This window comes from Xanthomarina maritima (genome assembly GCF_008084905.1).
In the GTDB taxonomy this organism is placed as follows: Bacteria; Bacteroidota; Bacteroidia; order Flavobacteriales; family Flavobacteriaceae; genus Xanthomarina; species Xanthomarina maritima.
Genome location: NZ_VSFC01000012.1, coordinates 51,391 through 63,784 on the forward strand (window position 1 = coordinate 51,391; position 12,394 = coordinate 63,784).

The 12,394-nt window shown below is 30.4% G+C and carries 8 protein-coding genes; all 8 read left to right on the forward strand.

From position 1 onward, the window contains the following. Positions 1–6: 6 nt before the first annotated feature. The 8 genes from FVF61_RS01780 to FVF61_RS01815 all read left to right on the forward strand — a co-directional run bounded on the left by FVF61_RS01780 (position 7) and on the right by FVF61_RS01815 (position 11,799). A complete protein-coding gene (locus tag FVF61_RS01780; protein WP_233586650.1) occupies positions 7–4,413 on the forward strand; it encodes a translocation/assembly module TamB domain-containing protein in 4,407 nt (1,468 codons plus the stop codon). A gap of 92 nt (positions 4,414–4,505) precedes the next feature. Then, positions 4,506–5,492: a 6-phosphofructokinase gene (gene pfkA, locus FVF61_RS01785; protein WP_148452633.1), complete on the forward strand. Its 987-nt coding sequence runs from the start codon at positions 4,506–4,508 to the stop codon at positions 5,490–5,492. 49 nt (positions 5,493–5,541) lie between these two features. Beyond that, on the forward strand, positions 5,542–6,546 hold the full coding sequence (gene gap, locus FVF61_RS01790; protein WP_148452635.1) for a type I glyceraldehyde-3-phosphate dehydrogenase: 1,005 nt from the start codon (positions 5,542–5,544) through the stop codon (positions 6,544–6,546). Between the two features lie 10 nt (positions 6,547–6,556). After that, complete coding sequence (locus FVF61_RS01795; protein WP_148452637.1) at positions 6,557–7,429, forward strand: N-acetylglucosamine kinase; 873 nt, start codon at positions 6,557–6,559, stop codon at positions 7,427–7,429. Beyond that, positions 7,420–7,782 (forward strand): methylglyoxal synthase, encoded by a 363-nt coding sequence (locus FVF61_RS01800; protein ID WP_148452639.1) that lies wholly within the window; start codon positions 7,420–7,422, stop codon positions 7,780–7,782. The genes FVF61_RS01795 and FVF61_RS01800 overlap by 10 nt, the downstream gene beginning before the upstream one ends. 298 nt (positions 7,783–8,080) lie before the next feature. Continuing rightward, positions 8,081–9,703, forward strand: coding sequence for an arylsulfatase (locus FVF61_RS01805; protein WP_148452641.1), 1,623 nt, complete (start codon positions 8,081–8,083; stop codon positions 9,701–9,703). 65 nt (positions 9,704–9,768) lie between these two features. After that, a complete protein-coding gene (locus FVF61_RS01810; RefSeq protein WP_148452643.1) occupies positions 9,769–10,836 on the forward strand; it encodes an HAD family hydrolase in 1,068 nt (355 codons plus the stop codon). Positions 10,837–11,139: 303 nt separating this feature from the next. After that, positions 11,140–11,799: a tetratricopeptide repeat protein gene (locus tag FVF61_RS01815; protein ID WP_148452645.1), complete on the forward strand. Its 660-nt coding sequence runs from the start codon at positions 11,140–11,142 to the stop codon at positions 11,797–11,799. Positions 11,800–12,394: the final 595 nt, after the last annotated feature.

Consider the following 12,394-nt stretch of genomic DNA (forward strand, 5'->3'; position numbering starts at 1 on the left):
ATAATCTTGCTACTTTTCATCATTTTGGTGTTGTTATTATCTATTCCATCGATTCAAACATATTTAGGAAAAAAAGTCACTACTAAATTAAATGATGATTTTAAAACCAACATTAATATTGGTAAAGTTGGGCTTCAATTTAATGGAGATGTAGAATTAAAAGAAATACTTATTAGAGATTATAAGAAAGATACATTAATAAGTGTTTTGGAATTAAATACATCGATTTTAAATTTTAGAAATATTATCAACTCTAAACTGGCATTTGGAGATATAGATTTAGAAGGGTTGTTATTTAATTTAAAAACTTATAAAGGCGAAACAGATACAAATCTGGATATTTTTGTAGCTAAATTTGATGAAGATAATCCTTCAGATAAAGAAAGTGAATTTCTTCTTTCCTCTAGCGATGTTACTATAAATGGAGGAACTTTTAGATTGATAGATCAAAACAAAGAATCGCCTAAAATTTTAGAATTCACAAACATCTATACAAATACTACCAATTTATTAATTAATGGAAGTGATGTAAGTACTCGAATAAACACATTAGCTTTTTTAGATAGTAGAGGGTTAGAGGTTAAGAATTTAATAAGTAATTTTACCTACACTCCAAGTAATATTTTACTTGAAAATTTGAGTATAAAAACGCTAAATTCATCATTAAAAGGAGAAATTAAATTTTTATATAAAAGAGAAGAATTACAAGATTTTACAAACAAAGTAACAGTTGACGCTACATTTACAGAATCTGACATTGCTTTAAACGAGTTAAATATATTTTATAATGAATTTGGTATTAACCAAAGAGCCAAGTTAAGTGCGAAGCTTGATGGAACACTAAACGATTTACAGGTTACTAATTTAAATTTGTTTACAAGTTCTAGAAGTGAAATTTATGGAGATATAAATTTTAAAAACCTGTTTAATGTAGAGGAGGATAATTTTTACATGAGAGGAGATTTTCATAAATTATCTTCAAATTATAGAGATTTAAAAGCTTTACTACCTAATGTTCTAGGTGAATCTATACCATCTTCTTTTGATAAACTTGGAAATTTTAATGTGGTAGGTCAAACAGAAATAACCACTTCAACAATTACTGCTAGTTTAGCTATAGACACACAATTAGGCTTTATTGATGCTAATTTAGACATGCAAAAAATAAACGATATTGATAATGCATCTTATAATGGTAATGTTGTTTTTAAAGAGTTTAATATTGGTAAATTTATTAACGATGAAACACTTGGTGAAACTTCGTTAAATTTAGATGTAAATGGATCAGGGTTTACCAAAGAAAATGTTGATACACATTTAAAAGGTGATATTTTTTCAATTACATATAATAATTATACTTATCAGAATATTCAGGTTTCAGGTAATTTAATGAATAAAATATTTAATGGAAAACTTATTTCTAATGACAACAATTTGAAACTTGAATTTAATGGTTTAGCCAATTTTTCAGAAGATATAAATACATTCGATTTTGTTGCAAATGTCGAGTATGCCAATCTTAATGCCTTAAATTTTATTAAGAATAATGATATATCTATTTTCAAAGGGACAGTAGAAATGAAAATGGAAGGTGTGACAATAGATAATGCTATTGGTAGTATTCAGTTTAATAAAACATATTATAAAAATGAAAACGATGAATATTTTTTTAACGATTTTGCCATAACATCAACATTTGATGGAAAGAAAAGGCATGTAACAGTTAATTCTCCAGATATTATTGAAGGAGAGTTAAGTGGTGAATTCTTATTCAGAGATATTGGATTGTTGTTCGAAAACGCATTGGGAAGTATTTATACAAATTACAAACCTCATAAAGTTAAATTAAACCAATATATTGATTTTAACTTCAAAATATATAATAAAATAGTTGAAGTTTTTGTGCCAGAATTGTCATTAGGTACAAATACTTATATAAGAGGTAGAGTAGAGAGCGATGAGAAAGAATTCAAATTAACTTTTAAATCTCCTGGAATTAAACTATTCGATTATTTTGCAAATAACATAGAATTACAATTAGACAACAAAAACCCTTTGTATAATGCCTATATAGAGATAGATAGTGTAAATACTAAATATTATAATGTATCTAAATTTAGTTTAATTAATAAAACCTTAAAAGACACTTTATTTGTAAGAACAGAATTTCAAGGAGGTAATAAAAATAAGGATGTTTATAATTTGAATTTTTATCACACTATAAATAAAGAAAACAAATCTGTTATTGGATTTAAAGAATCAGATGTTACATTTAAAGGAAATACATGGACTATAAATGAGAAAAGAGATTTTTTAAATAAAATAGAATTTGATAATGATTTGATAAATTTTAACATTGATCAAATTGTTATGAATCATAAAAATGAAGAAATTAAGCTTTCAGGTATTATAAAAGACTCAACTTATAAAAACATAAACTTAAACTTCAAAAATGTAGGTTTAGCTAAAATAACACCAGAAATAGAAGGATTAGAATTGAAAGGCAATGTTAATGGAAAGCTGGATATCCTACAACAACAAGGTAGTTATTTACCAAATTCAACTATTACAATAGATAATTTTGTTGTTAACGACTTAGCTTTAGGTTCTTTTAATGCCAAAATTGTTGGGAATGATAACCTAACTGACTTTAACGTAGACATAAAAATAAAAGATGATATATCTCAGTCATTCGCTGCATATGGAGATATTCATTTAGAAGGCGAAGCTTCTACAATTGATGTAGGTTTAAAATTTAATTATTTTAGTCTAGAAATTTTAAATCCGTTTTTAGTTGATATTCTCGAAGATATTAGAGGAGATGTTTCTGGAATAGCAAGAGTTACTGGTAACCTAAATAAACCAGATATTAATGGCGATTTAAAACTAAATAATTCTGGATTCGAAATACCTTATTTAAATGTAGATTATATTTTTGATGAAAACTCTACAGTAAGCTTAACAAATCAAAGTTTTATATTTAATACACTTAAATTAACAGATACCAAGTTTGATACAAAAGGTATTTTAAATGGAAGTATAAGTCATACAAATTTCTCAAAATGGAAATTAGATTTAGATGTTGAAACTTCTAATTTAGTCGTTTTAGACACAGATGGTGTGATTGATGATGAAGAAGATGAAGTTTTGTATTATGGAACAGCTTTTATAGGTGGTTCAGCTACAATTAAAGGGCCTGCAGATGAATTGGTAATAAGCGTTATTGCTGAAACAAACCCAGGAACTACGTTTGTAATTCCGTTAAGTGATATGGAATCTTTTGGAGATAATTCTTTCATTCACTTTTTAACACCTGAAGAAAAAGCAGCCAAACTAAAAGGAGAAAACGTAGTTGTAAAAGAAGTTAAAGGATTGGAATTAGATTTTGACTTAGATGTTACACAAGATGCCGAAATAGAAATAGTTATTGATAAAGATTCTGGAAGTACAATTAGAGGAAAAGGTGAAGGAGGATTGTTAATTGAAATAAACACTAATGGTAAATTTAGAATGTTTGGAGATTTTGTGGTTTTCCAAGGAATTTATAATTTTAAATATGGTGGAATTGTTGAAAAGAAATTTATTGTTGAAGAAGGTAGTTTAGGATGGGATGGTGCGCCTTATGATGCTAGAATAGATATCAAAGCAATTTATAAAACTCAAGCAAACCCTTCACCATTATTAGATAATCCAATAAATAGGAGCATTCCTGTTTATGTAGAAACTACACTTACTGGACAGTTGGAAAAACCAGATATTGATTTTAGTTTTACTTTTCCAAATTTAAGTTCAACTGTAAAGTCTGAAATTCAATATAGGCTAAATTCTAAAGAAGATAGAGATAATCAAGCATTATATTTATTAGCAACAGGATCTTTTTCTAACAGATTAAACGATGTTAATTTTACTGGGACACTTACTGAACGTCTAAATGGAATTATTAATGGAATGTTTACAAACGACAATAAAGTAAATATTGGATTAAATTATGAAGCAGGAGAAAACACTCCTGAATATCAAACTGATAACAGGTTAGGTGTTACTTTACAAACTAATATTTCCGAACGCGTTATTATTAATGGAAAAGTTGGAGTTCCTGTAGGTGGTGTTAGTGAATCTGTTGTAGCTGGAGATGTTCAAATAGATTTTCTTCTTAATGAAGAAGGAACCTTAACAGCAAAAGTGTTTAACAGAGAAAATAGTATTAGGAATTTTGGTGAAGAAATTGGTTATACACAAGGAGTTGGTATTGCTTACAGTGTAGATTTCGATACATTTAAAGAGCTAATAAATAAAATATTTAAAGGTAATGTAGAAACAATTGAAAAACCAAAAGAAGAAAAAGAAACAAATAAAAATGAAGATTTATTGCCATCTCATATAGGTTTCAAAGAAAAGAAAGCTAAACAATAAAAAGTGTCTTGTGTTATTTAACATTAGCATGATATTAATCATAGATATTAATACGTATAATTTAGTAAGTTTACTTAGTGTAAAATATTTTAATGAATAAAAAAATAAATAAAATAGGAGTTATGACTTCTGGAGGTGATGCTCCTGGAATGAATGCTGCCATTCGATCTGTTGTTAGAACTTGCGCTTATCATAATATTGAGTGTGTAGGTATTTATAGAGGTTATGAAGGGATGATGGAAGGTGATTTTAAAACACTTACGGCTAGATCTGTTAATCACATAATCCATACAGGAGGAACTGTTTTAAAATCGGCTCGATCAGAAGAGTTTCGAACAATAGAAGGTAGAAAGAAAGCACATTCATATTTAATAAAAGAAAATATTGATGCATTAGTCTTAATTGGAGGTGATGGAACATTCACTGGAGGATTAATTTTTAACGAAGAATTTAATTTTCCAGTTATGGGAATTCCAGGAACTATTGATAATGATATTTTTGGAACTAATTTCACAATTGGATACGATACTGCTATAAATACTGTTGTTGAAGCAATTGATAAAATTCGAGATACTGCAAGCTCTCATAAGCGCTTATTTTTTGTAGAAGTTATGGGTAGAGATGTTGGTCATATTGCTTTAAACGCTGGAGTTGGTGCAGGAGCAGAAGAAATCTTAATTCCTGAAGAAGATTTAGGATTAGATAGACTTGTCGAATCTTTGAAGCGAAGTAAAGCATCAGGAAAATCTTCAAGCATAGTTGTAGTTGCCGAAGGAGATAAAATTGGTAAAAATGTATTTGAGCTTAAAGATTATATAGATGAAAATATGCCTGAATACGATGTTCGTGTTACTGTTTTAGGACATATTCAACGTGGTGGTTCTCCAACATGTTTCGATAGAGTTTTGGCAAGTAGAATGGGAGTTAAGGCAGTTGAATCTTTGCTTGATGGAAAATCCAATTACATGGTTGGAATATTAGATAATAAAATAGAATTAACAGCTTTAGAAAAGGCTGTTAAAGGAAAAACAGAAATAAATTTAGAATTATTACGAGTGTCAGATATTATGACCACTTAGTAAAAAGCTTAAAAACAGAAAATTAATAATTAGAAAATATATAAATAAAATGTCAATTTTAAAATTAGGAATAAACGGCTTTGGAAGAATAGGAAGATTAGTTTTTAGAGAAGCAATAAAACAAAATATAGAAATTGTTGGTATTAACGATTTGTTAGAGGTTGATCATCTAGCTTATTTGTTAAAATACGATTCAGTTCATGGCAGATTTGAAGGAACTATAGCCATTGAAAATGGAGATCTTGTTGTAAATGGAAAATCAATTAGAATAACTGCTGAAAAAGACCCAAGAAAATTAAAATGGGATGAGATTCAAACAGATGTAGTAGCAGACTGTACAGGTATTTTTAAAACTATGGAAACTGCAAATTATCATATAGAAGCTGGAGCAAAAAAAGTAATTATTTCAGCTCCTAGTAAAGATATTCCTATGTTTGTTATGGGTGTGAATCATAAGGATATTAAAGCCTCAAATAAAATTATTTCTAATGCGTCTTGTACAACTAATTGCTTGGCTCCAATGGCAAAAGTTATGGACGATAATTTTGGTATTGAAGAAGCATTAATGACAACTATTCACGCTACAACAGCTACACAATTAACAGTAGATGGTCCTTCTAGAAAAGACTTTAGATCAGGTAGAAGTGCATTATTAAATATAATTCCTGCTTCAACTGGAGCAGCAAATGCAGTAGGAAAAGTAATTCCTAAATTAGATGGAAAATTAACTGGAATGGCCTTTAGAGTTCCAACAGCTGATGTTTCTGTAGTTGACTTAACTGTTAGAACACAAAAGGAAACTTCATTAGAAGAAATAAAAAATGCTTTTAAGAGAGCTTCAGAATATGAAATGAAAGATATTTTAGGCTATACAGAAGAAAAAGTAGTGTCTCAAGATTTTGTTAGCGAAACAAGAATATGTGTTTTTGATGCAGATGCCTGTATAGAATTGAATTCCAGATTTTTTAAAATAGTTGGGTGGTATGATAATGAATATGCTTATTCTGTAAAATTACTGGAATTAGCAGAGCTTATGCATTCATTAAAAAATTAATAATAAATTCATGATATTAATTGTTGACAGTGGTTCTACAAAAAGCGATTGGATTTCTGTGGATATCCAATCTCATCAACAAACAAAAAAAATGCACACAAAAGGTTTAAATCCTGCCATTTTAACTAAAGAAAATCTTTTTAAGATTATTCAAGATAATACAGAATTAATGGCTTTAAAATCTCAAGTATCTCATGTTTTTTTTTATGGAGCAGGTTGTGGCACTGAAAAACCTAGACTCTTATTAAATAAAGTTTTGCAATCTATTTTCAAAAAGGCTCAAGTTGAAGTTAAAGAAGATACGTTTGCAGCAGTAAGGGCAACAATAAATCATGAAAAAGAAGCTGCAGTTGTTTGTATCTTAGGTACAGGTTCTAATTGTAGCTATTTTGATGGTAAAAATCTATTTCAACGTGTTGCATCTTTAGGATATACCATAATGGACGATGCTGCTGGAAATTATTATGGCAAACAATTAATTCGTGATTATTATTTTAATCACATGCCAGAAAATCTAAAATCTTCTTTTGCTCAAAAATATAATGTTGAAGCAGACGATATTAAATTTAATTTGTATAAACAACCAAATCCAAATGCTTATTTAGCCTCGTTTGCAGAGTTTATGTTTCAAAATAAAGATTCAGAATATATTAAGCTCCTTATATTAAAAGGACTTCGAGAATTTTCAAAAAACATGATTTTGCAATTTTCTGAAGAAATAAAAACAGTTCCAGTTCACTTTGCTGGCTCTATTGCTCATTATTCAAAAGATGAAATTTTAGAAGTAGCAAAAGAGTTTCATTTTAAAGTAGGAAATGTAGTTAGACGTCCTATTGATAGGCTAGTTTCATACCATTTAAATCAATTAAGTTCATGGAAATAGCAATTATTGCGCACGATGGAAAGAAAGTTGAAATGGTTCAGTTTCTAAACGAACATAAAGAGGTGCTTCTTCAAAAAAACATGTCTTTAGTATCTACTGGAACTACTGGAAAAAAAGTTAAAAAAGCTGGATTTGAAGTGTTAAGATTACTTTCAGGACCTTTAGGTGGTGATGCACAAATTGCTGCTCGTGTAGCTGAGGGTAAATGTAATATGGTTTTATTTTTTAGAGATCCATTAGAAAAACATCCTCACGAGCCAGACGTGTTAATTCTTATGCGTTTATGCGATGTTCACGATGTGCCCTTGGCAACCAATCCTGCAACTGCTGAACTATTGGTAAACGGATTGTAATTAGTTACTTAAACATATATGTGATTTTAATTAAGTATTATAGGTGCCGTTATGATGTTTAACACTTTTTTGTAAGAAAATTTTACTTGCTTTTATGTCTATTCTTTTTTTTTTTTTTAAATTTGGTTATAATTTGGTAGCTAATAAATATTTTTAGTTTAAATAATTGATTTGTAGTCCTATAGTCATTGTTTGTCTTTTATAAATAAGTGTTTAAAAAATTTATTTTTGGACTATATGTTTTATTTAGCCACCTTTTTAATTAATCAATATCAATTTTAACTTAATAATTTTAACCATGAAAAACACAAAAATGTTATCATTAATGATGATAGGTATATTTTGCCTATCATTTTCTCTGACATTTGCTCAGAAAAACAGCAAAAGACCAGCAAAACCAAATATCATCATGATTGTTTCAGATGATACAGGTTGGGGAGATTTAGGAGTATATGGAGGAGGTGTAGGTAGAGGAATGCCTACTCCAAATTTAGACAAAGTAGCAAAAGAAGGTATGCAATTTTGGTCATTTTATGGGCAACCAAGTTGTACGCCAGGTAGAGCTGCAATGCAAACTGGTAGGATTCCAAACCGTTCTGGTATGACTACAGTTGCCTTTCAAGGACAAGGTGGTGGACTACCGGCAGCAGAATGGACACTAGCTTCAGTATTAAAAAAAGCAGATTATAACACGTATTTCTCTGGAAAATGGCATTTAGGTGAAGATGATTATGCTATGCCAATAGCACAAGGATATGATATTATGCAAAATGTGGTTTTATATCACTTAAATGCATATACTTATGCGTTCCCTTCTTGGAACCCAGAAATGTCTCCAGAAATGGCAGCATTTTTCCAAAAAGTAACTAAAGGAATTTTAGAAGGAGAAGCTGGTAAGCCAGTTAGAGAAATTTCTAAAGTAACTACAGAGAACCTTCCAGAATTAGATATGATGATGACGGAAAATGTTTTAAAGCAAATGGATGTGTATGCGAAAGATAGTAAGCCATTTTTTATGAGCATCAACTTTGCTAAAAACCATCAACCTAACATACCTTCTAAGCAATTTAAAGGAAAATCACCAGCTAAAAGCAAATATGCAGATGCAGTAATGGAAATGGATTACAACGTTGGTCGTATTATGGACAAAATTAAGGCTCTAGGCATTAGCGAGAATACAATTGTAGTTTATACAGTTGATAATGGAGCTTGGCAAGATGTATATCCAGATGCTGGTTACACACCATTTAGAGGGTCTAAAGGTACAGATAGAGAAGGTGGAAGCCTTGTTCCAGCATTAGCATGGTGGCCAGGACAAATTAAAGCAGGCTCTGATAATCATGATATTGTTGGTGGATTAGACTTTATGGCAACCTTTGCATCTTTAGCAGGAGTAGAATTACCAACTAAAGATAGAGAAGGAGTTCCTATGGTTTTTGATAGTTATGATATGTCTAACATCTTATTTGATGAAGGGAAACCATTACGTAGAAAATGGTTTTACTTTACAGAGTCTGAATTATCTCCTGGAGCTGTAAGAGTTGATAGATGGAAAGCTGTTTTCAATACACGTGGAGACAATGGTGCTTTAGCAGGAAGTAATATGCCAGGACAAGAATTAGGTTGGAGAGGAGATCAAACCTATGTTGCAACTGTACCAGCTATTTATGATTTATGGGCAGATCCTCAAGAACGCTACGATTTATTTATGAATAGTTTTACAGAAAAAACATGGACATTACCAATCTTCAATAAAGCGACACAAGACTTAATAGAATCGTATGTTAAGTATCCACCACGTCCACTACAAAGTGAAGTATTTACGGGTCCATTAGAAATTAAACAATTTAGAAATATGGAAAAAGCTAAATTGCTGCTAAAAGAAAAAGGTATTGTAATACCTAAATTGGAAGGAGAATAAACTTTGTATATGTAATAACAAAAGGGTGCATTTTGCACCCTTTTGTTTCTTAAAAAACGAAATCGATGAAAAAATTTAACAAATCAATTTATTACTTTTTTGTTCTTACTTTCATACTCGCTTTTATCTCTTGTAAAGAACAAACAAATGCAAAAGAGCCTGTGGTTGCAAAAACAGAGCAGCCAACAGAAAACAAAGACCCTTTACCATCTTGGAATGATGGAGCAACAAAACATGCTATCGTTAGTTTTGTAAATGCGGTTACAGATAAAAATAGTGCTGACTTTGTAAAACCTGCTGACAGGATTGCAACTTTTGATAATGACGGAACCTTATGGTCTGAACAACCTATGTATTTTCAGTTGTTTTTTGCAATGGATAGAGTAAAAACATTAGCACCAGAACACCCTGAATGGAAAACCAAACAACCATTTAAAGCGGTGTTAGACAATGATATGAAAGCCTTAATGGCATCGGGTAAAAAAGGATTACTTGAAATTGTAGCAGAAACTCACTCAGGCATGTCTACTACAGATTTTGAAACTATTGTCCTTAATTGGGTTGCTAAAGCAAAGCACCCAGACCCAAGATTTAAAGACAGACTTTATACACAAATGATTTTTCAACCCATGTTAGAGTTATTGGATTATTTAAGAGCTAATGAATTTGATGTCTTTATTGTTTCTGGTGGTGGTATTGAATTTATGCGTCCTTGGACCGAAAATGTTTATGGAGTACCATCTCAAAACGTGGTAGGAAGTAGTTTTAAAGTTACTTACGAATATAATGATGGGAAACCAACTTTAATGAGGTTGCCTAAATTTGATTTTATTGACGACAAAGATGGAAAACCTGTTGGTATCAATTCACATATTGGTAAAAAACCAATTCTTGCTTTTGGAAACTCAACAGGAGATCAGCAAATGTTAGAATGGAGCCAAAGTAAAGGGACAAAAACGTTCCAAGGATTGGTACACCATACAGATGCAGATAGAGAATGGGCTTACGGTCCAGACTCTCATATTGGAACCTTTTCTGATGAATTAATGAAAAAAGCAGATTCAAGTGGTTGGCATGTGGTGAACATGAAAACAGACTGGAAAGTTGTTTACCCTTTTGAGTTAACTAAATAAAAAACAAATACTTAATATGATTAAGGTTTAGCTTTATTAAAAAGCTAAACCTTTTTTTTGTTTAAAATGGATTAAAAATAACTGATATTTAATTTTTAATATTATTAATTATTATTTGTAGTAATAATACACAAAATTATAATAAATTTAAACATACAAAAATATATTTAATGCTTTAATCCATTTTATTTATGAGAAAAGTCTGTTAGCCAGGCTGGCAATAGTATAGAAAACGCAACGCTACAGGTAAAAAAATAATTTTGATAAAAAGCATAAATTTGAAAATAAACTAAAATGAAATCAATGAAAATAAAACCATTCATACTTCGAATCCTTTTGTTCAGTATTGGAATCCTTATCATACTGGCATGCAAAGAAGAGACTCAAGCACAAACTAATGGAATAGCCCATTTCGAGGCTGGACTTAAGGCTGTAGATGCTGACAACATGCCACAGGCGTTTCAGGAATTTTTAGAGGCAGCTAAAGAGGGACATATCGATTCCCAGTTCAATGTTGCACTCATGTATGAGCAGGGTCTTGGAGTTAGTAAAAATGAAAGCGAAGCGCTTTTTTGGTATGAAAGTTCTGCTTCTCGAGGAAATTCAGGTGCACAATTTAATCTTGGTGTGCTCTATGAAAATGGGATTGGCACTACCATTAATTTCGCAAAAGCAAATGAGTGGTATCGTAAGGCTTCAGAACAAGGGGATGGGTTGGCTATTGGCAATCTTGGAATGTTGTATATACGAGGCCAAGGTGTACAAGAGAACAAGGTTGCTGGTATAGCACTTCTCCTAACATCTGCTGCTATGGATACTTCTCCTGAAAACCATGCAAGGAATAATATTACAGCGACTCGTGGTTTAACTACAGCGATGATTACTGAAGCCCAAGTTCTTTCAGACGAAATGAATCGTGCTAATAACGTCTTGGTACCACTTGATAACTATTTAAATAAATGAGAGAAAAGTACTTATAAGAATTTATATTACCATTGTTCTTTAAAGTGACTCCATAAGGTGTCACTTTTTTTTTATTATAAAACCTATGGTTTTATAACTGATCAGCTGTAATAAGTTAACTGTTAGTACATGGCAAAAAACGGCTAGTTCAAATCTTAGATTAATAGCTTCGTGAACTACGATTTTTATTTCAAGCATCCCTTAAAGGTATATTATATAAAATTTTTTATCAAAGCATTTTATGAAGCTAAATAAAAAAAGATGGACATTATTTGTTATAGCCATAGATTGGAAAGTAGTTTATCTTTTGAAAATTAAAGTAAAAATTAGTTGGATTATTAAATAAATCTCTAAAAAATAAATTATAAAGTTTTCTATCCCTTATATTTTATTGGTTGGGTTTATAATAACTATTCATACTTATGCTCTAGAAAATAAAACAAATCAAGACGGCAAAACCTCTGTATAACTGTCATAACAAGTGATTGACCCAACTATTTTAGCCTAGCAGTTACAGTTAGAAGAGTTTGCAATTTTTGATATTGAAGAGCAAGATGGGTTTGCCCAAAATTTTATATTTAGAGGAATTATTCCT